Below are 25306 nucleotides of genomic sequence, written 5' to 3'. Positions count from 1 at the left end.
AGGAAATGGTGCCGATCATGATTTCATAGCTGGCTCACGCTTGTGTCTGGTCCGCGGCTTCTGACCCGATGAGCGTCTTCACATACAATGTTCCATCCAGCTCGGTCTCCTCGTGGACGACCACCTGCGTCCTCTTGGCCAGCCAGAACCGCGTCTTCGCACCGCCCAATTCGGCCGAGACGAGCAGGCAGTCGATCTTGTCGCCATTTGGTCCGATGATCGCCGCCTCGCCTGAATACCGATACCTGTAGTGTGCTGGCGGATCCTGCCCGGGATCGTAAAACACGAGGTCGGCCACGTAGCCGGGCTTCCAAGGGAGCACCTGGAGCAGTTCCATGTCGAGCTCGAAATTGAACGGGGGCTCCGGCGTATCTAGCCGGAAGTTCTTCCGCGTGTTGTCGGGCAGTTCCGCCATTCCGGTTATCCGGTCGGGGGCGAACCGGTAGCCGCCGACAAGCGTCTTGCCGTCGTGCTGCTGTGTACGGACATGGATTAGCGGGCGGAACGTGGCCGCGTCGAACCATGAATCCTGGTCGATGGTGTAGCTGGGGGTGCCGTCGCTGGCCCACCGCTGGACGATGTGCAACTGCCGCGTGCCGTCATGGTTCTCGAAGCTGACGGTCCGGGTCCATAGGTCGGTCGGCGAGCGTCGTCCCGCCTTCAGCGTGTATCGGACATATCGCCTGACACCGCTTGTCAGGAGGCCCATCCGGGCCGGGCGCACTCCGACCGGTGTGTGGATCACCGGTTCAGCCGGAGAGGACAGTGCGGCGGCTGCGACAAGCATCAAAGAGGTTAGAGGGGTCATGGTTGCTCCTTGAAACTAAACTGTCGATGGGGACTAATCATAGCCGTCACTTCCGATCCGGATTCCAAGCGGATCGAGTATCGGTTCGTCAGAAATAGTCGGCGAGGACGAGTGTCACCTTGCGACCATCGGCCAAACCGAGCCGATACGCCGTGCCGGGCGGGGCGGACCGCCAATCCCCGATGCCCGGCGAACCCGCGCTGGCGTCGTCGATCGTCACGATACTGTCGCCGACCTTCAGGCCGAGTTTCTGCGCTGGAGAACCTGTTCCAACGTGCAGCACCTGGGCGCCGCCTCCCCCAGGCAGCAACGCCAGGCCGCTGCGATCCTTCCTGAATGGTGTGGTCGTGTCGCCAGCTCCGACCAACCACACGCGTTGGTGCGGAAGGTCGACGATCAAATGGAAACGGCTCAGCAGGGGCAGACCTAAGTTGCCGTCCGATCGCCCGCTGTCGGCGCCATCCTGCGGAGCGTGAAGCTCGACCGGCAGCGGCCCTAGGATCGAGGTCCCGACCTGCACGCGCGCGACCGTCGCGATGCCAGCTTCCTTCAGCCCGCCTACACCGCCGAGCAGCGTCGTCGAGGCCCGCGCGCCGACTTTCGGCGACTGGCGCCAGAAGCGCGGATATAGGAACAGCGGCGAGCCGCTCCCGAGATCCAGATCGAGTGTGGCCGGTCGGCCATCGATCATCGCCGGGATGGTGTAGAGTCCCCCCGACCTGGTGACCGGTATGGACCGGCCGTCCTGGGGTGGCGCGAACCTGGCAGGATCGAGGAAGGCGATGCGGCGATGCGCGAAGTCGATGTCGACCACTGATTCACGGAAGATTTCCACTCCGAGGACGACCGGCAGCGGATGCCCCAGCTGCTTCTCGACATTGGCCAGGTCGATCGCAGCCACGGTCAGGTCCTTGAGCGTCATGTCGCCGATGCGGATGGAAACGCCGGAGACTAGGCCGGCGCGTGAAGCCCCGCCCGTTCCCTGCGCCGTGGTCGTTCCGGAGATGTTGAGGCCGTGTGCGGCGGCGAACCTGCCGTCGAGGACGGTTGCCTCGGCGCCGCTGTCGAGCAGCACCGACGTCTCAAGGCAAGCGACTTTGGCGGGAATGAAAATGCGCGTGCCGCCGAAGAACTCATAGGCAATCCACCCGCTTGACCCGCCCGGTCCGAACGCCAGCCTGTTGACGCTTGGGGGGCGTTCGAAAGCCGCCGCATCCATTGGTCCGTTCAGGACAACGTCGGAGTATCGCACGATCGTACGGTCCCCGGGGCCAAGGCCGGTCTCGATTGTGGAGAACGCTACGCGGACGCGACCGACGCGGCGCCAGTCGGCGTAGCGGGTCGTTCGCGTTTCACCGTTGGACGTCGAGCGGGTTGCTACGAGGCGGCCGTCCTTCGCGAGGAGATAGTCGATCCGACCGCCGCCGCGGATCCGGCGAAGGATGTCGCAACTCACTCCGCCGATTGCTTCTTTCCCTGCGATCGTGACCCGGTTGACCTCGTCCGACGGTCCGCCGAGCGCGGCCGTCCCATCGCTTAGGGCGTTCATGCGATCGGCATCTGAAAGCGCCTCGACCTGACCGCTGAGCGTCGACTGCCACGCCCATTTTCCATGGATGCGGATCGTCCGCTTGACCGGGCCGAGGTCAATGTCCTGGCGAAAGCTGCCCCCCGTTGTTGCCTGCACCGATACCGTCCCGGACAAGCCGTCGGTCTCGATTCGACCCTCGGCGCGATAGCTGGACAGTGCATGGAACCTGCCTCCCCCGCGCCACTCGATGTAGCGCGACACAATGGCGGCCGCGGAACGCGGCCTCCGGTGCTCAACGCGCGCGGCCGCAGCCGTACCTGGCGAACCGACGAGCGCGAGCGAGATTACGCCTGCGATTATTGAACACTGCCGCAGTTCCATGCTACTTTTCGCCAAGCGGTTATTGTTTTCTGTTTAACAGAAAGTTTCATATTGGTGGTTGATAGTCAAGGGGCTCTTCATATGTTGGCGCGGAGGCTGCAGGTCAGCGCGCTGGTAGCGATCTGCATCTGTCTAGTCGTGACGCTCGTCGTCGCCCTTCAGTGCGGGCTGGACGGGCAGGTCGTCGCCGTAACTGCGGACTCTGGCGGCATGGGACCGCGCGCGGTGATGGTCGAGACGCTGGTGATCGGAGGTCTCGCGATCGCATTCCTGATGCAGGTCTACTTGCTGCTGCGGGAGATCCGAGCTGGGGAGACGTTCGGAATCGCAAGCCGACGGCGCCTGACGCGCGCGGCCGTGCTCATGCTGTCTGCGTGTGCGGTTGACGTGCTTCTGCCGCCACTGACACTCCTCCTTACGGACGGTAGGGCGACGCACGCCATGACGTTTGCGGTCAGCGGATCGGATGCGCTGCTGCTGCTGCTATCGACCACCTTCTTCTTCATGGCTCGTCTGTTCGAACATGCCGCCGCGTTCGAGACCGACAGCCATGAGATCGTGTAGGTGCTGACGTGGCGATCGTAGTTCGGCTCGACCGCGTGCTCGTGGAGCGGAGGATCCGGTCGAGGGAGCTTGCGGCTCACGTCCGGATCACGGAGTCCAACTTGTCGCTGCTCAAGTCGGGGCATGTCCGCGGAGTGCGTTTCGAGACCTTGAGCCGCATTTGCGAGCTGTTGGAGTGCCAGCCGGCCGACTTGCTGGAATATGTCCCCGATGCCAATGAATGAGCTACGATTCGAATGATTCCAGTGTGGGTGGCAGCGCGCCACGCTGATTGCGCTCTGCCATGCGATGGTCGGGGATACTTCTCGGCGGCAGTCGGCGATCTGGGCGCACCGCTCCGGCAACGCCGACTGCCGCCGAGAGGTAAGCTAGTGACGAAGTGTGGTGGCAAGCGCTCGGGCACCGTTTAATTTGCAATAATCAAAAAGAGGACGCGGTACAGTCGCCACCAGCTGCCTTCGCCATCACAATAGACCCCCGCCATCGACATCGATCACCGATCCCGTAACAAAGCCGTTGGTCATGGCGAAAAGATAGGCGTGAGCCAGCTCTTCTGGCTCGCCAACGCGTTGGACGGGGAGTGCCGTTCCCACACGGGTCAGAAATGCCGAGCGAGCGTCGGACCCGCTCTCTCCCCACGTGGAAGTGTCGACGACGCCCGGACTGATGACGTTGACGCGGCGTGGAGCGAGTTCCTTCGCCATATGGCGGCCAGCCGCATCGACGGCTGCATTGACCGTACCCTTGGTTAGGCTGCCGTTGCTGTATTTGCGAGACACCTGACCTGACGTGAGGGTGATCGATGCCTGAGCAGAGAGATGAGGTAGTGCTAACCGGACGGCTTGGATCGCACTGAACAGCTTGATGTCGAATGCGGAAGAGAGGACGTCTCGTTCGAGCAACGGTACGCCTGCGGTGGAGGCCGCCTTGCTGTAATCGTGAGGGATTGGTCTTGAGCGTGCTCTTTGGAGCGCGCTGAGGAGCGATTGATGGGCGGGATTACGGTGTTTTCGGGGCCTGAGCGTCGGCGGCGGTGGAGCGATGAGGGTCGGGCGCGGATTCTGGAGGAAGCGTTTGCGCCGGGGGTCTGCGTCGCCGAGGTGGCGCGTCGGCACGACGTTTCGACAGGGCTGCTTTATACGTGGCGACAGAAGCTGAGACGCGATTTGGCGGTGTCCGATTTTGCGCAAGCGCCGGGTTTTGTCGAAGCGGTTGTTAGCGACGCGCCCACCGCAGCGGCGATGTCGGATGTGCCGGCGATGGCCGGCGCGGCGGCGGTGGTGATCGAGATGGCGGGCGGCGGGCGGGTGCATATTTTGGCGACGACGCCGCCGGGCCTGGTATCGGCGGTGCTGAAGGCGCTGCGGTGATCCCTATTGCCAGCAGTGTGCGGGTGTGGATCGCGACGGGGCATACTGATATGCGCAAAGGCATGCACGGCCTGGCGCTCCAGGTGCAGCAGAGCCTAAAGCGCGACCCGAACGCTGGCGATCTGTATGTTTTCCGGGGCCGCACCGGCAGCCTGGTAAAGATCGTCTGGCATGACGGCCTTGGCACGTCGCTTTATGCCAAACGGCTCGACCGTGGCCGCTTCACATGGCCCTTGGCAACCGACGGTGTGGTGGCGATTTCGGCGTCGCAGATGGCTTGCATGCTGGAGGGGATCGATTGGCGCAACCCGCAAGCGACGTGGCGGCCGAACGCTGTGGGATAGGTGCTTTTATTGATCGCAAGGGTATCAAAAGGCTTCGTGATTCCGGGCCATTTTGCTATGATCAGTGCCGATGGAAGCGCTATATTCCGCCGATATTATCGCGCTCCAACAAGAGCTTGCAGTCGCGATGGTGCGTGCCGATGAGGCCGAAGCGGACGCTGCCAACGCACGCGCGATCAACGCCGATCTCGAGGCCCGCATCGCACTTCAGGCGTTGCAGATCGAGTTGCTCAAGCGTGACCGCTTCGGCCAGCGCTCGGAACGGAGCCAGCGGCTGATCGACCAGCTCGAGCTGGCGCTCGAAGCCGCCGAGGTGATCGCCAGCGAGGACGAAGCCGCTGCCGCCATCGCCGCTGCCAAGACCACGACCGTCACCGCGTTCGTCCGCAACAGGCCCTCGCGCCAGCCATTGCCGGCACACCTGCCGCGGACACGCGTCGTGATCCCGAGCCCGGCCTGCTGCGCTGGATGCGGCTCCGACCGCTTGTCGAAGCTGGGCGAGGATATCACCGAGACGCTGGAAGTGATCCCGCGCCAGTGGAAGGTCATCCAGACCGTACGCGAGCGCTTTGCCTGCCGCGCCTGTGAGGCCATCAGCCAACCGCCGGCGCCGTTCCACGTCACACCGCGCGGCATGTTCGGGCCATCGCTGCTGGCGATGATGCTATTCGAGAAGTTCGGGCAGCATCAGCCTCTCAACCGTCAGCGCGACCGCTATGCCCATGAAGGCGTCGATCTCAGCCTGTCGACCCTTGCCGACCAGGTCGGTGCCTGCACCGCCGCGCTGATGCCACTGCATCGGTTGATCGAGGCACATGTTCTCGCAGCCGTTCGGCTGCACGGCGACGATACCACCGTGCCGGTGCTCGCCAAGGTGAAGACCGACATCGGCCGCATCTGGACCTATGTCCGCGACGACCGGCCGTTCGGTGGCCCGGCGCCGCCGGCGGCGCTGTTCCATTACTCCCGCGATCGGCGCGGCGAGCATCCACGAGATCATCTCGCCGGCTTTTGCGGCATCCTGCAGGCCGACGCCTATGCCGGGTATAACGAGTTGTTCAAGCCGGGGCGCACTCCGGGCCCCGTCACCCGCGCGCTCTGCTGGGCGCATGCGCGGCGCAAGTTCTTCATCCTTGCCGACGTCGCCGCCCAGGTGAAGCGCAAGCCCGATCTTGCGCCCGTAATCTCGCCGCTAGCGCTTGAGGCGGTAACGCGGATCGACCGGATCTTCGACATCGAGCGCGCGATCTGCGGCAGGACCACCGCCGCGCGGCTCGCCGCGCGTCAGGAACTCGCCGCACCGCTTGTCGCTGAATTTGAGCAGTGGCTACGCGAGCAGCGTGCGACCCTGTCGCGCCACACCCCCGTCGCCAAGGCGATCAACTACATGCTCAATGACTGGCCAGCGTTCGCGCGCTTCCTCGATGACGGCCGCATCTGCCTGACGAACAATGCCGCCGAGCGGGCCCTGCGCGGGATCGCATTAGGCAGTAAATCATGGCCGTTCGCCGGCTCCGACCGCGGCGGCCAGCGCGCCGCGTTCATGTATTCGCTGATCGTCACGGCAAAGCTCAACAACATCGACCCGCAGGCCTGGCTCGCCGACGTCCTCGCCCGCATCGCAGAAATCCCGCAGCAACGCCTCGCCGAACTGCTGCCCTGGAACTGGAAAGCCGCAACCTCAATCACGCTGACCGCTCAAGCCGCCTGAGCGGTCACGAGGAGACTGCGGCCTTCACCGGATGCGTACAACAAGCCGAGCTGTCTCCGTTAGTTACCGGTGTCGGACGATAACTTCCGCTCAACCTAACGCGTACGCAAAAGCGAACCTGATCCAATTTCTGCTTTTGGGAAGCGGCAAGGGCAGCTCGAATTTCGTCTTGTGGGTCGTCTGGGCGGCTACATCCCCCGACGACCGTCGGCATTTACACGCATGGACGAAGGCGGGCGGCTATTGGGTGCGTGGTGCCGTCTTAGACCGACGAAGTAGTGAGGACTTCAGCGTCGCCGCTGCTAGCCTTAGGAGAAACATAGGCGGGATCGTCTACGAACGGCAGCGAGCGGCCTGAACGGAGGGCGCACAGCACGGCAGCAAAATCAGTTTCAAACTGATAGCCGAGTACTTTTTGCGCCCGCTCGCTGTCGTACACGCGGCCAATACTCGCCGGAAGGTGCCAGCCGCGTGCGGCGTAGATTTGAGGCGCGTCGGGGAAGTAGCGCGTGACCACAGTAGCCGCGTCCTGCTTCAATTCGGCTGCGTCAGACGGGGTGAAAGGTGTCGGCGCAGAGAGAACGAACAGGTCAAAGCCCAGCGCAGGTGCCCGGTCGAGCGCTGCCAAGTGCGCGCGAGCCGCGTCCTCGACGGTGAGGCGGCGATGGAGAAATTCGTTGGCCTTGAAGTTGGGACCGCTGAGATCTCGGTGTGTGTCGTCTTCCTCAGGGAAGAAACGAGCGGTTCGCAAAACGACGCAGTTTAGCCCGCGCTCCAAATGGTGGACACGACACAGCCCCTCGGCCGCGAGCTTGGTCACACCGTAAATGTTACGCGGTGCGAGCGGTCCCGACGCCTCGTCTAGCCAAATGGCGGACAGCCCCGCCTCTTCGCGAATTGCCTGGCTGACCATCAGCGAAGTCGTCGAGGTAAGAATGAAGCGGTTCGCGCCGGCTGCTGTCGCTAACTCGAGCAGGTTAAGCGTGCCAGTCACGTTGACGTCGACAAAAGCCTGCGGAGGGTATCGGGCGATATCAGGCTTGTGGAGGGCTGCCGCATGAACGACGGCATCGAAGCGATTCTCAGAGAAGACCCAACGTACGAACGATCTGTCGGCCACGGTGCCGATCACGTCAGTGTCCGCTGATGGTCCCTCGATTCAGTGGACACCTTTGCTAAGCCTGTGAGGGCATGGAGGTGATCAATGTCGAAGACGAGGAGGGAGTTTTCTCCCGAGTTTAAACAAGAGGCGGTAGCTCTGCTGGAAAGCAGCGGTCGGCCGTTGATGCAGGTAGCGACCGAGGTCGGGATTTCGCCGTCGATGCTGCGGAACTGGCGAACGGCGGTTCGCGGGGGAGCGACGCGATCCGGGGCAGCGACGTCGCCGATACCGTCGCCAGCCGACCAGGCGTCGCAGATCACGCGGTTGAAGCGTGAGCTGGATCGCACGCGCATGGAGCGCGACGTGCTAAAAAAAGCGATCGGCATCTTCGCGGAGGTGCCGAGATGAGCTTTAGATTTATCCGCGATCATGCCGACCGTTGGCCAATCGGGCTGATGTGTCGCGTCCTCGAGGTCTCGGCCAGCGGCTATTATGCATGGCGCAACCGACCCGATAGTGCCCGGGCAGTTGCGAACCGCGCGCTGCTCGTCGATGTGCGTCGCCTCCATGCCGAGCATCATGGCCGTTACGGCAGTCCCAGGATGCATGCCGCGCTTCGCGCGGAAGGCAGGACAGCAAGCCTTGGCCGCGTTGCCCGACTGATGCGGTGCCACGGTATCCGCGCGCTCGCCGGCCGCAGGTTCAGGCCGTGCACGACCGACAGCCGCCATTATCTGCCGATCGCGCCGAACCTGCTGAAGCAGGAGTTCGTCGCCGCGGCACCGAATCGCGTCTGGCTTGCCGACATCACCTACATCGCGACCGGCGAGGGATGGCTTTATCTCGCTGCCGTGCTCGATCTGGCGACCCGCAAGATCGTCGGCTGGTCGATGCGTGAACACATGCGCACCGAGCTACCGCTGGCTGCCTTGATGATGGCCGCGCAGCGGCAACGACCGGCCGAAGGCCTCATCTGCCATTCCGACCGCGGCAGCCAATACGCATCCGAGGCGTACGGCAAGCAGATCGCTGCCATGAAAGCAAAACCGTCGATGAGCCGAACGGCATGCTGTTACGACAATGCCCCCATGGAAAGCTTCTTCCATACCCTCAAGGTCGAACTTGCCCACCAACGGCGATGGTCGACCCGCGAGGATGCCAAACGCGATCTCTTCGCGTATATCGAGGGCTACTATAACCGGCGGCGGATCCACTCCGCTCTCGGATATCGGACCCCGGAACAGGCCGAACGACAAATGGCCTAAACCCGTGTCCACGAAATCGGGGGACCATCAGGACCTCTTCGCGCGGCAGATGCGGCGGCAACGGCCGGCGCACCGGCTGGCGACGCTCGCGCTCGTTCAAAGCCGATACCGGGACCGGTGCGACCCGCTCGGCCTCGCCCTCCTCGAGGTCTTCGAGCAGCAGCTCGAGCTGGGTGATCTGCGAGGTCAGCTTCTCGGACGACCGGCCGAAGCTCATCCGGCGCAGGACGGCCAGCTGGGCCTTGAGCTGTTCGATGATCAGCCTGGCGCCGGTCAGCTCGGCGCGCGCGACCGCCAGCTCGGCCTTCAACCGGGCGACCTCGTCGGGGTCGGATACGGCGTTCGTCACGGGTCGATATTACACCGCGACCGCCACCGCTGCGATGACGATCAACCTCGGCAATGACATCCGAGTCACTATGCCGCGCCGGTATCAGGCGGCGACTTCGGGTCGCCAGCTTCGCTCGACATTGCGCCAGTCGATGCCCTCGAGCAGCATCGACAGCTCCGCTGCCGACAGCCGCACCGAGCCATCCTTCGCCACCGGCCAGACGAAGCGACCGCGCTCGAGACGCTTGGCGAACAGGCACATACCCTGGCCGTCCCACCAGATCGCCTTGACCAGATCGCCGCGCTTGCCCCGGAAGACGAACAGCGCGCCGTCGTGCGGATCACGAGCAAGCACAATCTGCACCTGCGCTGCGAGCCCATCGAAGCCGCGCCGCATATCGGTCCGCCCGCACGCCAGATAAACCCGCGTGCCCGCCGGCAGCGCGATCACCGGCGAAGCACGTCGATGACCCGCGCCAGCGCACCCGCGTCGACGTCGCCACCAAGGCGCAGCCTCGTACCGCCGGGCAACTCGACCTCGATGGTACCGGACATCACAGCTGCAGGGACCGGCAACGCCGGCGGCGGCGACAGGGCGACCGGTGCCGGCAACGCCGCCGCAGGCTCGGTGATGACCTCGCACCGGATGAACCCATCGGTCGCTGCCGTCAGCAGCTGCTTGCGCCACGTATACAGCAGGCCCGTCGAGATGCCGTAGCGGCGTGCGACCTGTGTCGGTGAAGCGCCAGACGTGCAGCTCTCCTGGACGATCGCCATCTTTTGCTGCGGGTGCCAGCTGCGCCGCCGCTCCGAACGCGGCGAACCCGGCACTCCCTCGATCAGAGACGTCATAAGAGTCTCGTACAACGTCTCATCGTCAGCCACGCCCGCCTCCGCTAACCACAGCAGTGACGACTCCCGCGACAGCGCGATCAGGACAAGGCGGGGGTCAGCTGACGCTTACGTTTGAGGTCGCGTCCGATCCGTTGCTCTGGTTGCTCCATCCCGCACACGACCGGTGGCAGCGATCAGTATTCGACCATTTCTTTGACAGTGGGCTTAAGTCAGGCGGATCACTTACGATCGTCGATCGAGAGTCTGCGCGCGTTATAGGTGCAAGCCGCTACGACAATTACAAGATTGAACGCGACGAGATCGAGATCGGTTGGACTTATATCGGTCGAGCGTACTGGGGTGGTATCTACAACGGACAGATCAAGCAGCTGATGCTCGACCATATCTTTCGTCAGGTCGGAACGGTCGCGTTTACAGTGGGGACTACCAATCTTCGCTCGCGCCGGGCGCTTGAAAAACTAGGCGCGACGCTTCGTGACGAAACCACCAGCCGTTTGATGGCCGGAAAGTCTGTCTAGCATGTTATCTATGAAATCAGACGCACGGTAAGTACCGCCGGGTAGCTGCCGTAGCATCCTCAAAGAGGCCGGAATCTTCGCCTGCCCGGACGTGACCCCCGTTTCTCATCCAGTCAAAGCAAGAAGTTTTTGTGACCTGAGCGGGGATTTGCGGAGTTGGCGAGAAGCCGGTCTGCGCAGCCACCATCAAACGGTGCAGCAGCCGGGCCGATCATTCTGATTAGCGTCCGAGCGTAGGCCTTCGGCGTCAAGCATCCGAGCCTCAGCTGCGTCGCGCAGGCGAGGGCCATGCGGCTTCAACGCCGTGACCTCGAATGGGAATCCTGCCTGCTCGAACAGCGTCCCACGCCAGGTAAGGGACATAGTATGCTTCGGCGTAGCTGAGGATGTCACAGGCCAATGGCACGGCCCGGCAAGCGTTAACATCTCGCGCACATGCGCACATGCGCACATGTCCGGCTGGCGCTTTGTCCGGCGGACAATCGCGGCCTTGCCGCCCTGCTCGGGCCGCTTCATGAGCCCACGGTCCCGCGACGTGATCGGCGAAGGAAGCTGCCTCGGAGCGAAGGCCGTCATGCAAAGGAGCCCGGACAATGCTGATGCGAACCTGGACCACGACGATCGATTCAGTCAGGGAAGTGGACTACGAACGCTTTGCACACGACATTTCGGTGCCCATGTTTCGCGAACAGGCTGGTTTCCTCGGTCTGATCATGGCCCGCGCGGGTGCGCTGCGTTCCGTCGTCACATTCTGGGAGAACGAGGCCGCGATCGCCGCACTCGAGGCATCGGAACGCTACATCGCCACGTTGGAGTTTATCGGACGGCAGGGCTTTCTCGGTGCGGGCCAGCCGGTGACCATAATGCCCGTCCATCAGCGAATCATGGACGGCTTGGTTACCGGATCCGATGCGGCTGACGGCTGACCAGACACGCTAAGCTGGAAGGCTGGAGGCCTACCTCAGTGACGAGACCACGAGTAGGGCGACCGCCACGGACATGAGCAGCCAGCCGGGATGGCGCGCCCGCGTCGCCCAACAATTGCCGATCGCGCCATAGAGCAACTGGCTTCCGACGAAGAGGGTTGCGGCGCCTTTTACCGCGTCCGTCGCCAGAAGGGCTGCCAGGACCAGGGCCAAGCCGCCAGTGATCCAGGCGAAAGTGCTAAAATGGAGCAGCGCACTCGTCAGGCGCACCGTGGTCCCAGAGGCCTCCGGCGTCGACCTCAGCCGGCCCACGATGGGGTCAATCATCTTGGGGCCGAGGAGACTGCCGTGGATGATGCCCACGGTCGTCCCAGTAATGCCGGCGCCGACCATCGCCCAATCCTGCCAGACCATCTACGCCCCTTTTCGTGACTCGGAACGACCGTCACGGGCCGCCTCGCTTTACAAGATCAGGGATAGCAGACGAGCAACGGTAAGGCCGTCGCCGAGCTCCGCGCGGCTGCCGTATATACAAGATGATCGATAGGACCGATGATTGTTAAGGCGTTGGCAAGCGCAATGAGGTCACAGACGTCGAGCGAAATAGGCTCCACGCTCTGAGGGGCAACGCCGGATCGGCTGATCGCAACGACGCGAGCACCCTCCACGCTTGCAAGCTCGGCGACGGCTGCGCCGATCCCGCTGCCGCCCCCGATTACGACAACGGTCTGGTTCAGAAGTGACTTGCTCATAACTCGGATGTCCTCGAAAATTGAAGGCGTGGCGCAAATTGGTTGAGGCGGGGCGAAATGCCCGTGAATAGGGGCGTGAGGTCCGTCGAGATCCGGACATGGTGCTCAGCCCATGTCGCGTTCGCGAAGTCTTCGATCACAATGTTCAGGGCGTGATGCGCCGCCAGATTGAGTAAGCGACGATGCCGCTGCTCGATGCAGAAGCCGGAACGGCGTAGCTCAGGAGACCGTCCTTGAACGTGTAATCCCTAACTTGCCGCTTGCCTTCCCAATTGGGAAAGGAGGCGGCTTTCACGTCGAACACCAGTTCATGTTTGGCACGATCGATCGTGACCACTCCGAAGTGGGTGCTCGACCCGACGACCGCTTGCCGGTACTCGTCCGGCGTCCCGCGCGCCTTGTCGCCACTGGCAAAGGCCGACCGGCCAACCTTGAAAATCTGCATGTTGTATCGGTGCGCCGCATCGACGGTCAGGAGGCCAAGCGGATGCTCGCCGTAATTAGTCGTACGGGTGCCATCGGCCTTGATCTCATAAGCGGAGACCATCTCCCACGTGCCTTGAAGCGATGCGAGATTCTCTGGGGACGGCGCTGGTGACGCGCCAGTGAGCAGCAAAGCAGCCGCAATGGACACGAAGGAAGCAGGATAGTTCACAGGTTTCTCCTTGTAACCTCTTTGAGTGGTTACAGCGTTGCGCCTTTCATCGAAACCAGTCAATACGGTTACATGACAAAAGATCGTGCTGTAAGTTCTCGACCCCAAGACAGGGACGGCTTTCGCTTTCGAGGAGGGAGCGCCTCCCTCGACCTGGCATCAACGCTACAGGCCAGACTCAAGCCTACGCCGCGAGAGTTGCTGGTCGCGCCTGGAGACCTCGACCGCTGGCTAGTGTCGGCAGGACTCGTACCAACATCCCCCGGCGTGACCGACGCGGACTTAGCTACAGCTCACGCCTTGCGGGAAGCGATATTCGCGATTGCCGGGGGCGTGGCGGGCTCGGGGTTCGACGCCGATGCCCGCAACGCGCTCAACCAAATCGCTGCTGCTCCCGCTGCGGTGCCGGTGCTGAGCGAGGACGGCAGTGTGGCGCTGGAGGGCTCGGTCACAGAAGTGTTGTCATATTTGGCGAGACAGGCAATTCAGCTCTTCGGTAGCTCAGAGGCCGCGCACGTACATCAGTGCCAGTCAGCGAGTTGCACGATCTTCTTTGTTGATACCTCTCGATCGGGGGATCGCCGCTGGTGCTCGATGTCTGCCTGCGGCAACAACGCCAAGGTGGCGGAGTTTCGGCGGCGCAAACGAGCACCGACATCTGATGTGTAACCTCAATATCTTCAGTCGCCGGCGCGGCAACTACCAGCTCCTGGACCTCTTCGTTGCCGTTGGACAGCCGTGTTTACTCCGGATGGGTCCCAGGGTGACCCGCTCGATCCGACGCTCATATCCGAAACCGCCAAGACCGCGGACACCTTGCTTCGCTAGCACAATGTATAGAATATTAGCCAAGTCCGCACAGATGAGCCGGTTTACAGAAAAGGGTTGTTCCAAATACCGCGATAATGTGAAATTATTTCGATGCGTAAGTGGTTGGCGCGTCCTGCGCCTGAAAGCAGATCAATATGATGGGGCCGAATGAATGACGATCTGGCTCGCCGCAGCGGTCGCTGCTATCGGCTTGTTCACGGCAGTCGGACATTCGTATCTCAGCGAAAAGAACGTCCTGCGCCCATTATTCGCCCAAGAACCTGTCGGCCCGATGAGGTCACGCGCGACGAGGGACGTCACTCGTGTGCTATTTCATTTACCCTCGCTTGTCTGGGCGGTCTTGGGCGTCGCCATCCTGGCAGCGCGGTTTCATGGAGGCAACCTGCAGCTAAGCGTCGCCAGCGCTTTGATTTATGCGGCATCGGGGATCGGCAATCTCATCTCGCTTCGACGTCCGCACCCGGGCGGCTTCCTTTTGCTTGCCGCCGCCGCCTTGACCGGTGCTGACAGCATCTACGGGTGATCCATGTGCCGTCGTGCCACCTTGCGCACCGCGGCGATAGATCGAGGACGCAACTGTGCTCAATCGGCTCGCGCGCGTTCGCTGATGCTGGGTAAGACGAATTACCTCCGAGGTAATCGACCGACTCTGTCCAGCATGCCATTCTTGCGACATGGTTCTTTCCTCTACCCGAGCCAACCGGCTGTTCGTCCCCCTTTCGATCGGTAGCATCGGTCTCGGGCTTGTCGGCCTGGTCTTCCGGGACTTCGCGCTGCAGTGGCAGCCGGTTCCAACAAACCTTCCGTTCTACAAACCCATCGCGATTATCAGTGCGGTTTTCCTGATCGGCGCCGGCGTGTTTCTGTGGCCGACGCGGATCAGGCCAAGGGCTGCGGTCGTGTTGGCGATTTATTTCGCGCTGTGGACACTCATCCTTCAACTTCCCCGCGCGGTCGCTGCGCCTACCAACGTTGCGATGTGGCTAGGCGTTGCTGAGATCGGCGCTCTGGCGGCGGGCGCGTTCGCGGTCGTGGGCGAAGCGTGGCATTCCCGAACGACATTGCTCGCCGCGCGGGTTGCGCTGGGAGTCTGCGCTATCGTCTTCGGTCTGAGCCACTTCGTCTATATCGACTTCACTGCGGGCATGATCCCTAAATGGATCCCGGGGCCGGTGGGATGGGCGTATGCAACGGGGGCTGGTCACCTGCTTGCCGGCTTGTCGCTGGCGAGCGGGATCCAGTCGCGGGTAGCCGCTCTCGCTCTGTCGGCAATGTGTGGGTCGTTCGTGCTCTTGCTGCATATACCAGGAGCGCTGTCCGCTCCGGATAGCCACGCCCAATGGACAGGGGTTTTCATCGCGCTGTCGATCGCAGGGGCAGCGCTCGCGACCGCAGCTGCCCCACAAGCACGGGACAAGGAGCAGCCGGGCGCCGACGCGCAAGCCTCACGAGCCAGATTGAGACGGTCGAACTCGATGAAATTGTCCTAGCTGCGGTTGCATCCGGCGTGACTTGAAGCGTGTCGCGGTTGCCGTGCCTCCGCCTAATCGGGAGTTGAGATATGCAGGTGATGGTTTTCGTAAAGGCCACCAAGGAGAGTGAAGCTGGATTCGTTTCGACGCCTGAGTCGAGGGCCGCGCTGGCCGAAATGGAGAGGTTCAACGACGAACTGCGCAAGGCCGGGGTGCTGCGTATGGCGGGAGGCCTCAAGCCGTCTTCACACGGCAAGCGAGTTGCCTTCGACGGCGCGGATCGCGCCGTGCGTGACGGTCCCTTTTCCAACCCTAGCGAGCTAGTCGCGGGCTTCTGGCTTTGGGACGTCGCCGACATGGCGGAGGCGGTCGATTGGGTCAGGCGCTGCCCCAACCCGATGCAAGGGCCAAGCGAGATCGAAATCCGGCCGATCGAGGACGAACTCTGATGATGGCAGCACTAAAGGGCGGACTAGTCCGCGGCGGGATCGCGGCAAGCTTTGCGGCCGCGGCGCTCACCGGTTGTGGTCAGCCCGCCGCCCAGCGGCACGAAGCTGCCGACGCTAGCGCCGACGAGGTCCGACCGGCCAAAACTGGCTATGTAAACGTAGCCGGTGCGCGCTTCTACTACCAAGTGTTCGGGAGGCTCGACGCTGGTAAGACGCCGCTGCTCGTCCTGCACGGCTCGTTCATGTCGTCAGAGGCGATGGCACCGATCATCAAGGCATTCGCCCCAAGCCGTCCCATCATAGCGTTCGACGCCCGCGGGCATGGGCGCACAGGTAACCTGCCCGGCCCCTTTACTTACGACCAGATGGCGGCCGATGCCGCGGGCGTCCTCGACGCGCTGAAGGTTCCAACCGCCGACGTTCTGGGCTATTCGATGGGCGGTGTCACCGCGATCGTCATGGCCGTGCGCTATCCCGCCAAGGTGGGCAAACAAGTGGTTCTGTCGGGCGTTTCCGAGAGGGCTGGCTGGTATCCAGAGGTGCTGGGCGGCATGGCTCAGATGACGCCCGAGGCGTTCGCGGGCGGGCCGCTGGAGGCGGCTTACCGGCGGCTGTCGCCGACCCCGGACGCGTTTCCCAAGCTCGTGGCCGAGATCCGCGGTCAAGAGGCCGGCGGCTATGACCAGCCCGACGCGGCGGTGCGTTCCATTAGCGCCAAGACGATGATCTTCATCGGCGATGCGGACGGTGTACGGCTCGACCACGCGTTGAAGTTGTTCCTGTTGCGCGGCGGTGGCGACAGGAAGGCAGCCGCGCAGGGGTTCCTGCCTAACGCCCCGCGCGCGCGCCTCGCTGTTCTACCGGCCACGTCGCACCTCGGAATGATGGCGCAAGGCCATCTGATCTCCGAGCTGGCAACGCCGTTTCTGGACGACGCGAAACCGGTCACGGCGCCGGGATTCATGAATTAGTGGTCGCAAGACAAGTTTGCGGCTCGGCCGCGCGCACGGGCATTGTCGAGCACGCGCCTGACAAGTTTAGAATGGCTGCAGGCGGTTTGTCTCGTAGATTACCGTAGGAGCGATCGTATCATGAAGGAATTGTCCGCGCCGGAGCTGTTTCCCGGGCATGACGGCGGCGCTTGGAATCCCATTGCGCACACCGTCGTTGCGCAATGGCCGGTCGGCGCCTTTGCGGAAAATCTCGCGATCGACGCGAGCGGTGCAATCTATATAAGTCTGCACTCACACAGCCGGATCGATCGCTACGACCCAGTCACGGGGGAATGTGCCCCGTTCGTCGAAACGCCGGCCCCGGTGTCGGGCCTCGCGTTCGGCACCGACGGAATTCTGTGGGCGACCGGTGGCACGGTAGGCACGGCACCAGGGTTCGTCTGGCGGATCGATCAGCGAGGCACTCTAAGCGACTGGGTGAGCGTCCCCGACGCCTTCTTCATGAATGGCTGTGCGCTGCTCGAAGACGGCCGCACGTTGCTGGTATGCGAAAGCGTCACCGGCCGCGTGCTCGCAATCGACGTGATGGTGCCGTCGTACCGGTCGTGGTTGGCCGACGATCGGTTCAAGCCTGGTGATCCGCAGACACCAGGTGCTAATGGCATCAAGATCAGCGGTGGCTTCGCATATATATCCGTAACCGATGCCAACCTGCTGTATCGCGCGGCGATCGGCGCCGGTGGCGGGGCCGGCGAACTCGAGATCGTCGCGAACAATTTGCGTGCCGACGATTTTGCGTTTGCCGCCTCGGGTGCGCTCTATGTGGCGACGCATCCCGCGCAGACGCTTGTTCGCCTCGATGCGGACAGAATGCGCTCGACGGTGGCAGGCCCCGACCAAGGGATGGTCGGGAGCACCGCCTGTGCGTTCGGCCGCACGCCCGCCGACGCTATGGCGCTATACGTGACGACCAATGGCGGATTATATCGTCCACATGAAGGCGTACTGCAGGACGCGAAACTAGTGCGGTTGGAAGTAGGTGAGCCGGGCGCCCCGCTTGCCGGTGCCTGACCTAGTGGATTGAACGAGACGGACGAGTCCATGCGGGGATTCCCTTGGGGGCTGCGGCGTGCGACCGTTTGGGATGCGCACAGGGATCAAGATCGAAGTCACGACATCGGACAGGGAGCGGCTTGAGGCGATCGTCGCGGCGCGAGGTTCGCCGCAGAAGCACGTTTGGCGCGCGAAGATCATTCTGCTGACGGGCGATGGTGTTGGTACCGTCGCCATCATGGCGGCGACGGGCAAGTCGAAGACCTGTGTGTGGCGATGGCAGGAGCGGTTCATGGCGGAGGGCGTGGACGGCCTGTTGCGCGACAAGACCCGACCGCCGGGCACGGCACCGCTTGATCCCGTGCTCGTCGACAAAGTTGTCGCGCTGACGCTGGAATCACCCGATCACGAGGCGACGCACTGGACCGTTCGCGCGATGGCGAAGGCGATCGGCATCGCTGCTTCCTCGGTCGTGAAGATCTGGCACGACCACGGGCTTGCCCCGCATCGTTGGCGCAGCTTCAAGCTGTCGAACGATAAAGCGTTTGCCGAGAAGCTCCATGACGTAGTCGGGCTCTATGTCTCGCCGCCCGACCACGCCATCGTCCTGTCAGTGGATGAGAAGAGCCAGATCCAGGCGCTGGATCGTACCCAGCCGGGACTGCCGCTGAAGCGCGGCCGAGGGGCCACGCTGACGCACGACTACAAGCGCAACGGCACGACGACGCTGTTCGCCGCGCTCAACGTGCTCGATGGCTCGGTGATCGGCCGCAATATGCAGCGGCACCGGCATCAGGAGTTCATCCGCTTCCTCAATGCCATCGAGGCAGAAATGCCCGCCGACAAGGCCGTCCACGTCATCCTCGACAACTACGCTACGCATAAGCAGCCCAAGGTCCGTGCCTGGCTGGCCAGGCATCCGCGCTGGACCTTCCACTTCGTGCCAACATCCTGCTCTTGGCTCAATGCGGTCGAGGGCTTCTTCGCCAAGCTGACCCGCCGACGCCTGAAGAATGGCGTCTTCCACTCCGTCGTCGACCTGCAGGCCGCCATCAACCGCTTCATAACCGAGCACAATCAGGAGCCGCGCCCGTTCGTCTGGAAGGCCGATCCCGACGAGATCATCGCCGCCGTCAGACGTGGGCACCAAACGTTGGAATCAATCCACTAGCAAGCTCCGCGGTGACCATCGTCCAGACACGACTGGTGCGTCTAAAAGACATCGCAGAATTTGAAAGTGCCTTGGGTCAATTGGTCGCGGCCGCTGCATCGTTTTCCGGACGAATATCGACCCAGATTTTGCGCGGTCCGGCACTGGCGGAGGGCAGGCAGTATCATATCGTCTATACCTTTGCAGACGAGCAGAGCCTGCGAGACTGGGAGGTCTCGCCCGAACGCCGCGAAGGCGCTTCGATCGTGGAGGCGCTCGCTACATCGGCGGAGCGTCGCGAGCTGACCGGCTTGGAAGCTTGGTTCGATCTGCCGTCTGCAGCTCCGCCACCGTCTCGCCACCGCATGGCTTTGCTCACCTGGGTCGCTATTTGGCCGCTTATCAGCGTGATATCTCGGCTGAGCGCAACAGCCCTGTCCGGTCTACCCAATCTCGCGCGCACCGGGATCACGAGCGCGGTCATGGTTGCGGCGATGACCTACCTGGCCATGCCCAATCTTACGCGACTTGTCGGAAACTGGATCAGTCCGTCCGTTAAACACTAGCCGCTCGGCAGCAGCGCTTCCAGCCGATCGAGACCGGCGAGCATGCGAGACCCCATGATCTCTAGCCCTACTCGAGTGACCTGATCGCGGGCGTCCAATCGCGAGCCCATCATCGACACGATCCGGATCAATCCCTCGCGCCGCTGGGATAGTACGAACCCGGAGAAAATACCGCGAGCCGCGACGCTGTCGAACATGTCGCGGGCCGACCGGGTCAGCGCGCGTCGGTCGATCACATCTTCCCAGAAGAAGCTGTCACGTCGGATCCGCGTAGCGGCCAGCAGCGGATCGGTCATAGCGTAGCGTTCGCGATCGTAGCTCTGCAGCCATGCCGCCGGGAACGCACCGAAATTTGCCCAGTCGAATTGCGGCTTTGCGCTATCTATTAGTGTGCCGAAGAAAAAATGAGCGACACCTAGTTCGGGTAAAACATCGTGTCCTGCATCCACGATCGCCACCGGGGTCGCGGCATTCTCCATCATTAGCGCGCTCTCGAAAATCCGGTCGCCGATCTCGCGTCCACCCCGGGCATCTCGAGCGTAAAAGCCGGCCGCGATACGGAGGTGATCGCTACCGTTCGGTGTAAGCCCCAGCGCTGACGCAAGCCTCGCAACCATCGCTTCACTCGGCCTCGCCCGACCGGTCTCCAGAAAACTGAGATGGCGCGTAGAAACGGTGGCTGCAGCCGCCAATTCGAACTGGCTCAGCCCGCGCTCGCAGCGGTGGTGCCGAAGCAGGCCGCCGAAACTGGATGACGTAGCTGTCATGGTCCTCGTTCATTCGTGACGGGCCTGACCCCGTCCAGATTGTTACGGACGCCCAGAACGCGATGGTTCCAGATCGCCGTTTATTACCTCGTAGGTAATCGACCAATTCGCTGCCTCATGCCAGTAAATTTCGATGCAGATGGGTGATTTGGGAAGCTCACGGCAGTATTGCATCGCCGTCGTCCCGGGCGACCAGAGATGCCCAGAGGTGCGTGCAAAGGACAAACAGCAATGCCGTTGAACTCCGCTGCGCATTCCATGATTGGTGCCATTTTCGGCATGGGCGTTTTGACGCTTGCAATGATGCTGTGGATGTCCGTGGCGCGCCTGCCAGCTATGAAGGCCGAAGGTTTAACGCTTCAGGACGCGGCGCATACAGACGTCCTGCGGTCGCGATTGCCTTCGACCGTCACGCGGATCGCGGATAATTTCCGCCACCTGTTTGAAACCCCGACAATTTTTTATGCGATCTCGCTCGCCATCGTCGTCGTTGGACTGGCAGATCCCCTGCATGCCTTGTGCGCGTGGCTGTTTTTGGCATGCCGCGTCCTGCACTCGATCGTACAAGCTACGATGAACATCGTTAGCGTCAGGGCGACGCTTTACATGCTTTCATGGCTCGCGCTCGCAACCATGATTGTACGAGCCGCGATCGCGGCTGTTGCTTAGTTTGCTGGAGGAAAACTGACGGGCGGCGCGCTCGCGCTCGGCCAATTGAGCGCTATTAGTCCGTTGGTTAGCTTGGCGTCCTCACTGGGAATTGCAACGAGGGTCCGCCCTGACGCCGGATCGGCGGGATGGGCGGTATCAAAGCGGTCATGAACTAAAGACAGAGAGAATCGGCGAGGCGCCAATACGTCACGATCGTCGCTTCACCCCCCTCACTATTTAGCGATAACGCTGATTCCCGCTAATTACATGCTGGTGCAGATTCCGGTGATCGGTTAGCCCCTTTCATGGATTCCGGGCGGTCTCACTCACCGGCCGGTTGGATGAACGTGCGGCGTAGGAGGTCGGCTTGCCCGATGATGACATCGATGATGCGGCTCGTGTCGACCGCGCGAGTCTGGACGCGATCGTGGCTGACGCGCTGGTCGTCGTTGATCAGGTCCAGTCGCTCGAACCCTATCTCCCGCAGCTTGCGCCCCACGATCGCGAGCGCGTCGACGACTATGTCCGCCGGGCGTCCGCCGACGCGACCCTGCGCGCCTACAAGTCGGACTGGCGGTTGTTCTGCGCTTGGTGCCAAGAGAGCGGTTATCGTCCGCTTCCCGCGACGCCGGCCACGGTCGCCGCGTTCCTTACGCTGCTCGCCGAGAGCGGGTTCAGTCCCCAGGAACTCCGCCGTACGAAGCGCGGCACGGTGCTGCCACGCAAAGAACCGGTGCCGCTCGGCCGCGCAACGATTGGGCGGCGACTCGCCGCAATCGTGTTCGCACACCGGGCCGCTGACGTAGAACCACCGACTTCGCAGCCTGACGCGGCTCGTCTCGAGCGCGCGATGCGCGGGATACGTAAAGATAAGCGCGGCGAGTTGCCCGGCAAGAAGCGCCCCGCCGACGGGGACGTGCTGCGCGACATGGTGCGGGCGATCGTCGGCGAGGATCTGCGCAGCTACCGCGACCGCGCACTTCTCGCGATCGGTATGGCTGGCGCGTTCCGGCGTTCCGAGCTTGTGGCGATCACGGTAGGGCGCGTCAGCGAGGACAGCCGCGGGCTGCTAATCCGCATCGTGACCTCGAAAACCGACCAGGAGGGCAAGGGCCACACCGTCGCGATACCCGATGGCCGCAGGCTTGAGCCGGTGAGGCATTACCGCGCCTGGCTGGAGCAGGCAGGCATCACAAGCGGGCCGGTGTTCCGCAAACTGACTCCACAGGGCCGGCTAACCGACAAGCCTTTGAGCGCCCAAGGCGTGGCGTTGGTGGTAAAGGCGGCTGCGGTCGCCGCGGGCTACTCGCCCGAGCTGTTCTCGGGCCACTCGCTCCGCGCGGGCTTCCTGACCGAGGCCGGCCGCCAGAATGCCAATTTGTTCAAGATGAAGGAGCACAGCCGACATTCTTCTCTGGAAATGGTGGCGGAATATGTGCGGGATCATGAGCGGTTTCGCGAGCATGCCGGCGAGGGTTTTTTATAACCTTGGCCAAAGGATAAGGGCCTTAAATGGCTTCCTTCGCGTTTATAATAATGAACAAATAGACTAAGCCGATAATATATCTTATGTTAAATCAATGGCTTAGCGGTACGAATCTTGCATTGGGCAGCACCGGGATTTTAAACCGTTCACCCAGGTCAGTCGGACTGCCGGTTTCAAAAAGCATCGGCATCAAGCTCGGTGACCGTGTAAACTTGCACCTCCCGGTGAATTTCATCGGAGTGAACGGTTCCAACTATTCCGAATTCACCCGTGTGATCGACTAAGTCGCCCCACACATCGGAGATCAACGATCGTAGGAGCGTGGCCACGTTCGAGTCCGCCCAATTTTCCGGCCGATTGCTCGTCTTAGGCCACGAACCCGAGCTGCCTTTGAGCACCGCGCCGTCAAACTTCAGCGTATAGGCAACGCCATCGGACTGGCGGAAGTACTGCCGAAATTCTTTCGGGTGAATATCATCGGCATCCTCGTCATAGCTAAATTCGCCGTCAAAATTTATCAGAAGACGGCGGGACATCTGGAGGCGGCTGACGAATTCGTCTCTCGACAACCAATCGGCGCCCCATTTGATAATTTTCAAGTCGCCCGGGTCACCACCAAATTCCAGCACGATCTCAGCGGTCTTAGCCTGCCTTTCATCATCGAGAACGTGGCTTGCAACTATGTTGGCCTGTTCTGTCGCCCAGGCGGCTAGCGCGGCGGCATCGGCCAATGGGGTGGCAACATCGCGAGATGCAGTATCGGCTTCGCCGAGAAGAACGCCTTGAACGTTTCGAAGCTGGTTCGCTCGAAGGCCAGAAACTGTGACCCAGCCGCCGTCCGCCTGCCAAGTGTAGCGATCGGGCGCGATAAATGCTCGACCAACGACCTGACCCGCTGAATCGGTAAGAGGCCGGATAAAGCTCCGCTCACCTTCCTTGTCTTCAGACAGCTTTCGTTGCGGATTGAGCCGACCGACGATGGCGTCCTCCGACATTAGCATCCAGTCGCCAGGTTTAGCGATCGGTGTCGGGACGTCTGTCGCGCGCACGACGATCTCGACATTCAGGGTCGGCGCCACGGCGGCGACCAACCGCTCCAGGGAGATTTGGCCGCCGTAGATGCCTGGAAAGAGCAGACCACCGCGCTTGCTGGGGTCTTTCTTCAGTTTGACCTCTACGCGTGTGCCGCCATCTTTCGGGAGCTGCTTCGGGTTGGCTGGTGCTAGGATTGGGCGCATACTGGTGCTGACGTGACCCCCGGCTTTCATCCAGCGGCAACCAGAGACCGGTTGGTGTTGTCGCGCATGAGCGCACGCTATCCGCCGGATGCGATTCTTGTCCTCAGCCTATCGACACCCGATTGCCCGGGACATGTCTGAATGCCCTGTCTCGGCACGTTAGCAGGATGACCTGCATTCGCTCTGCGGTCTCGCTCAATATCTCGACCATTAGATCGAGCCTGGCATCGTCAGCGTATACGAGCGGATCATCCAGTATCAGCGAAACCGGCCGTCCCTGCTCGAGAAGCATATCCGCGAATGCGATCCGGGTCAGAACTGCCAGCTGTTCCTGGGTGCCACGCGACAGATCCCCGCATCCTTCGCTGATCCCGCCCCGCACGACCGCATCGAGCATAAGATCCTCGGAGAAGGATAAGTCGCACCCAGGCAAAAGCCGCTCGATGTGCCGTTTCGCGCGCTTCGCCACCGGGCCGACGAACTTAGCCGACGTCTCGTCGCGTGCCTCATCGAGAGTTTCGCGCAACAGCTTCAGCATTTCCGCCTCTTCGGCTACGCGTTGCAATGCCGTGCGCGCGGCCTCAGCTTCCTCGCGGGCGCCTGCGTCGCGGTCGGCGTGACCCTTGCCACCCTCACTCTCGATTGTCCCCTCAAACCGGGCAATCTCCATCTCCAGCTTCGTCCGGGCCTCTCCTGCCGCCCTACCCCGCGCATCGACTGTCTCGATCTTCCGCATGATCGCAGAAGGATCGTGGGCGGTTGCGTCCCGCGTTGCCTCCTCCAGCTTTACAGCCGCTTCCGCCCTCTGTTCGCGAGTACGCGTGAGATCCTCCGCCAGGCTTGGAAATTCCGGCCGGCTTTCGATCGCTGTGATTTGACCCGTAGCATTGGAGTGATCGCTCCCGGCCCCCGCCTCGGCGATGGCAAGCGGCGCCTCGTCCTCCTCGGCACGCCGGAGAGCGGCGAGCGCGCTATCTTGAGCGCCTTCGGTCCGCGCAAGCGCGGTGTCGGCCGCCTCCAATGCCGTGGTAAGAGCTGCGATATCGGGAAGGTTGGTGTGCGCTGCCTGCAACTTGACGCGCTCACCACCCAGAACGGCCCAATCTTCGCTCCAGTCGAACTGGAACGCCTCGCCGGCCCCGAACACCAGCGGCACAAACGTGCCGCGCCCACTCGTCTGCTGGTCACTCTGCCGCTCGGCTTTCCAGGTCCGCACGAAGGCCGCGACCCGGCTATAAGATCCATCGAAGCCGAGAGCGACGAGGTCGGCGTGCATCTGCTTGGCCGTGCGCTTCTGCTTGCGCGACTTGCCAGCCTCGATCCGCAACCAACCTGACAGCTTCTCGGCGAACGCGTCCAGCTTGCTCGGCCGGTCGGGAACCTTGAACTGCGGTTCAACTGTATCGGCGCGCAGATACTTGCGGATCGTGTTGCGCGACAATCCGCTCCGCCGCTCGATCTCCCGGATCGGCATCTTCTGCCGAAAACGCCAGCGACGAATTACACTCAGTAAATCCATGTTGATCACTCCTCATACCCCCGACCGGTCAGCCAGGGGCGGGTTCAAACATGGGTCAA

General features: G+C 62.4%; 29 protein-coding genes and 1 pseudogene. 18 read left to right on the top strand and 12 right to left on the bottom strand.

What is annotated here, in order from left to right:
* Positions 1–34: 34 nt before the first annotated feature.
* Together ACM9ME_RS13450 and ACM9ME_RS13445 are read right to left on the bottom strand one after the other, a co-directional pair.
* Positions 35–808: a DUF3108 domain-containing protein gene (locus ACM9ME_RS13450; RefSeq protein WP_415643970.1), complete on the bottom strand. Its 774-nt coding sequence runs from the start codon at positions 806–808 to the stop codon at positions 35–37.
* Positions 809–896: 88 nt separating this feature from the next.
* Positions 897–2600, bottom strand: a complete 1704-nt coding sequence (locus tag ACM9ME_RS13445; protein WP_415643969.1) for an aspartyl protease family protein — start codon at positions 2598–2600, stop codon at positions 897–899.
* A gap of 258 nt (positions 2601–2858) precedes the next feature.
* Here ACM9ME_RS13445 and ACM9ME_RS13440 point away from each other — a divergent pair, with 258 nt between their 5' ends.
* Both ACM9ME_RS13440 and ACM9ME_RS13435 read left to right on the top strand, forming a co-directional pair.
* The gene (locus ACM9ME_RS13440; protein ID WP_415643968.1) at positions 2859–3284 is read left to right on the top strand and encodes a hypothetical protein; all 426 of its coding nucleotides are present in this window, start codon (positions 2859–2861) and stop codon (positions 3282–3284) included.
* Positions 3285–3292: 8 nt separating this feature from the next.
* The gene (locus tag ACM9ME_RS13435) at positions 3293–3508 is read left to right on the top strand and encodes a helix-turn-helix domain-containing protein (protein WP_415643967.1); all 216 of its coding nucleotides are present in this window, start codon (positions 3293–3295) and stop codon (positions 3506–3508) included.
* A gap of 240 nt (positions 3509–3748) precedes the next feature.
* On the opposite strand, the gene ACM9ME_RS13430 is transcribed toward ACM9ME_RS13435, so the two are convergent.
* Positions 3749–4231 carry an SDR family oxidoreductase gene (locus ACM9ME_RS13430; RefSeq protein ID WP_462933487.1) on the bottom strand — a complete coding sequence of 161 codons (483 nt, stop codon included), beginning with the start codon at positions 4229–4231 and terminating at the stop codon, positions 3749–3751.
* Positions 4232–4273: 42 nt separating this feature from the next.
* On the opposite strand from ACM9ME_RS13430, the gene tnpA (ACM9ME_RS13425) reads away from it, so the two are divergent.
* The 3 genes from tnpA (ACM9ME_RS13425) to tnpC all read left to right on the top strand — a co-directional run bounded on the left by tnpA (ACM9ME_RS13425) (position 4274) and on the right by tnpC (position 6709).
* Positions 4274–4654: an IS66-like element accessory protein TnpA gene (gene tnpA / locus ACM9ME_RS13425; RefSeq protein ID WP_415643965.1), complete on the top strand. Its 381-nt coding sequence runs from the start codon at positions 4274–4276 to the stop codon at positions 4652–4654.
* Positions 4651–4998, top strand: coding sequence for an IS66 family insertion sequence element accessory protein TnpB (tnpB, locus tag ACM9ME_RS13420; RefSeq protein ID WP_415643964.1), 348 nt, complete (start codon positions 4651–4653; stop codon positions 4996–4998). Before tnpA (ACM9ME_RS13425) ends, tnpB (ACM9ME_RS13420) begins: the two co-directional genes overlap by 4 nt.
* A 70-nt stretch (positions 4999–5068) precedes the next feature.
* Positions 5069–6709 (top strand): IS66 family transposase, encoded by a 1641-nt coding sequence (gene tnpC / locus ACM9ME_RS13415; protein WP_415643963.1) that lies wholly within the window; start codon positions 5069–5071, stop codon positions 6707–6709.
* Positions 6710–6971: 262 nt separating this feature from the next.
* Here the strand turns inward: tnpC and ACM9ME_RS13410 are convergent, their stop codons facing one another.
* Positions 6972–7841, bottom strand: a complete 870-nt coding sequence (locus tag ACM9ME_RS13410; protein ID WP_415643962.1) for an NAD-dependent epimerase/dehydratase family protein — start codon at positions 7839–7841, stop codon at positions 6972–6974.
* A gap of 72 nt (positions 7842–7913) precedes the next feature.
* Here ACM9ME_RS13410 and ACM9ME_RS13405 point away from each other — a divergent pair.
* A protein-coding gene (locus ACM9ME_RS13405) for an IS3 family transposase (protein WP_415643961.1) occupies positions 7914–9076 on the top strand; the annotation gives its coding sequence in 2 pieces (ribosomal slippage) (positions 7914–8190 and positions 8190–9076; 1164 coding nt in all).
* Positions 9077–9167: 91 nt separating this feature from the next.
* Here the strand turns inward: ACM9ME_RS13405 and ACM9ME_RS13400 are convergent.
* The 3 genes and pseudogenes from ACM9ME_RS13400 to tnpA (ACM9ME_RS13390) form a co-directional block, all read right to left on the bottom strand.
* Positions 9168–9293: pseudogene (locus ACM9ME_RS13400) on the bottom strand (IS66 family transposase); the annotation flags it as partial.
* A gap of 216 nt (positions 9294–9509) precedes the next feature.
* A complete protein-coding gene (tnpB, locus tag ACM9ME_RS13395) occupies positions 9510–9857 on the bottom strand; it encodes an IS66 family insertion sequence element accessory protein TnpB (protein ID WP_415643960.1) in 348 nt (115 codons plus the stop codon).
* Positions 9854–10291, bottom strand: coding sequence for an IS66-like element accessory protein TnpA (gene tnpA, locus ACM9ME_RS13390; RefSeq protein ID WP_415643959.1), 438 nt, complete (start codon positions 10289–10291; stop codon positions 9854–9856). The genes tnpB (ACM9ME_RS13395) and tnpA (ACM9ME_RS13390) overlap by 4 nt, the downstream gene beginning before the upstream one ends.
* Positions 10292–10314: 23 nt before the next feature.
* On the opposite strand from tnpA (ACM9ME_RS13390), the gene ACM9ME_RS13385 reads away from it, so the two are divergent.
* Together ACM9ME_RS13385 and ACM9ME_RS13380 are read left to right on the top strand one after the other, a co-directional pair.
* Complete coding sequence (locus ACM9ME_RS13385) at positions 10315–10779, top strand: GNAT family N-acetyltransferase (RefSeq protein ID WP_415643958.1); 465 nt, start codon at positions 10315–10317, stop codon at positions 10777–10779.
* A 593-nt stretch (positions 10780–11372) separates the two neighbouring features.
* Complete coding sequence (locus tag ACM9ME_RS13380) at positions 11373–11705, top strand: hypothetical protein (RefSeq protein WP_415643957.1); 333 nt, start codon at positions 11373–11375, stop codon at positions 11703–11705.
* Positions 11706–11735: 30 nt separating this feature from the next.
* On the opposite strand, the gene ACM9ME_RS13375 is transcribed toward ACM9ME_RS13380, so the two are convergent.
* Both ACM9ME_RS13375 and ACM9ME_RS13370 read right to left on the bottom strand, forming a co-directional pair.
* Positions 11736–12119, bottom strand: a complete 384-nt coding sequence (locus ACM9ME_RS13375) for a hypothetical protein (RefSeq protein WP_415643956.1) — start codon at positions 12117–12119, stop codon at positions 11736–11738.
* Between the two features lie 483 nt (positions 12120–12602).
* Positions 12603–13112, bottom strand: a complete 510-nt coding sequence (locus ACM9ME_RS13370) for a lipocalin-like domain-containing protein (RefSeq protein WP_415643955.1) — start codon at positions 13110–13112, stop codon at positions 12603–12605.
* A gap of 72 nt (positions 13113–13184) precedes the next feature.
* On the opposite strand from ACM9ME_RS13370, the gene ACM9ME_RS13365 reads away from it, so the two are divergent.
* The 8 genes from ACM9ME_RS13365 (at position 13185) to ACM9ME_RS13330 (ending at position 19586) form a co-directional block, all read left to right on the top strand.
* Positions 13185–13781 carry a CGNR zinc finger domain-containing protein gene (locus tag ACM9ME_RS13365; protein ID WP_415643981.1) on the top strand — a complete coding sequence of 199 codons (597 nt, stop codon included), beginning with the start codon at positions 13185–13187 and terminating at the stop codon, positions 13779–13781.
* A gap of 313 nt (positions 13782–14094) precedes the next feature.
* A complete protein-coding gene (locus tag ACM9ME_RS13360) occupies positions 14095–14466 on the top strand; it encodes a hypothetical protein (RefSeq protein WP_415643954.1) in 372 nt (123 codons plus the stop codon).
* 151 nt (positions 14467–14617) lie between these two features.
* Positions 14618–15433 (top strand): DoxX family protein, encoded by an 816-nt coding sequence (locus ACM9ME_RS13355; RefSeq protein WP_415643953.1) that lies wholly within the window; start codon positions 14618–14620, stop codon positions 15431–15433.
* A 71-nt stretch (positions 15434–15504) separates the two neighbouring features.
* Positions 15505–15864 (top strand): YciI family protein, encoded by a 360-nt coding sequence (locus ACM9ME_RS13350; RefSeq protein WP_415643952.1) that lies wholly within the window; start codon positions 15505–15507, stop codon positions 15862–15864.
* Positions 15864–16835: an alpha/beta fold hydrolase gene (locus ACM9ME_RS13345; RefSeq protein WP_415643951.1), complete on the top strand. Its 972-nt coding sequence runs from the start codon at positions 15864–15866 to the stop codon at positions 16833–16835. Before ACM9ME_RS13350 ends, ACM9ME_RS13345 begins: the two co-directional genes overlap by 1 nt.
* A gap of 120 nt (positions 16836–16955) precedes the next feature.
* Positions 16956–17888 carry an SMP-30/gluconolactonase/LRE family protein gene (locus ACM9ME_RS13340; protein ID WP_415643950.1) on the top strand — a complete coding sequence of 311 codons (933 nt, stop codon included), beginning with the start codon at positions 16956–16958 and terminating at the stop codon, positions 17886–17888.
* A gap of 73 nt (positions 17889–17961) precedes the next feature.
* Complete coding sequence (locus tag ACM9ME_RS13335) at positions 17962–19041, top strand: IS630 family transposase (RefSeq protein WP_415643949.1); 1080 nt, start codon at positions 17962–17964, stop codon at positions 19039–19041.
* A gap of 11 nt (positions 19042–19052) precedes the next feature.
* Positions 19053–19586: a hypothetical protein gene (locus ACM9ME_RS13330; protein WP_415643948.1), complete on the top strand. Its 534-nt coding sequence runs from the start codon at positions 19053–19055 to the stop codon at positions 19584–19586.
* Here ACM9ME_RS13330 and ACM9ME_RS13325 read toward each other — a convergent pair.
* Positions 19583–20353, bottom strand: coding sequence for an autoinducer binding domain-containing protein (locus tag ACM9ME_RS13325; RefSeq protein WP_415643947.1), 771 nt, complete (start codon positions 20351–20353; stop codon positions 19583–19585). The genes ACM9ME_RS13330 and ACM9ME_RS13325 overlap by 4 nt on opposite strands.
* Positions 20354–20584: 231 nt before the next feature.
* Here ACM9ME_RS13325 and ACM9ME_RS13320 point away from each other — a divergent pair, with 231 nt between their 5' ends.
* Complete coding sequence (locus ACM9ME_RS13320; protein WP_415643946.1) at positions 20585–21022, top strand: MAPEG family protein; 438 nt, start codon at positions 20585–20587, stop codon at positions 21020–21022.
* 349 nt (positions 21023–21371) lie between these two features.
* Positions 21372–22490 carry a tyrosine-type recombinase/integrase gene (locus ACM9ME_RS13315; protein WP_415643945.1) on the top strand — a complete coding sequence of 373 codons (1119 nt, stop codon included), beginning with the start codon at positions 21372–21374 and terminating at the stop codon, positions 22488–22490.
* Positions 22491–22663: 173 nt separating this feature from the next.
* On the opposite strand, the gene ACM9ME_RS13310 is transcribed toward ACM9ME_RS13315, so the two are convergent.
* The gene (locus tag ACM9ME_RS13310) at positions 22664–23728 is read right to left on the bottom strand and encodes a hypothetical protein (RefSeq protein ID WP_415643944.1); all 1065 of its coding nucleotides are present in this window, start codon (positions 23726–23728) and stop codon (positions 22664–22666) included.
* A gap of 103 nt (positions 23729–23831) precedes the next feature.
* A complete protein-coding gene (locus ACM9ME_RS13305; protein WP_415643943.1) occupies positions 23832–25247 on the bottom strand; it encodes a hypothetical protein in 1416 nt (471 codons plus the stop codon).
* Between the last annotated feature and the right edge of the window lie 59 nt (positions 25248–25306).

It is taken from the genome of Sphingomonas antarctica, assembly GCF_965137005.1.
GTDB lineage: Bacteria > Pseudomonadota > Alphaproteobacteria > Sphingomonadales > Sphingomonadaceae > Sphingomonas_O > Sphingomonas_O antarctica.
Note: the sequence above shows the minus strand (reverse complement) of the source record. Positions and strands in the feature narration are given on the sequence as shown.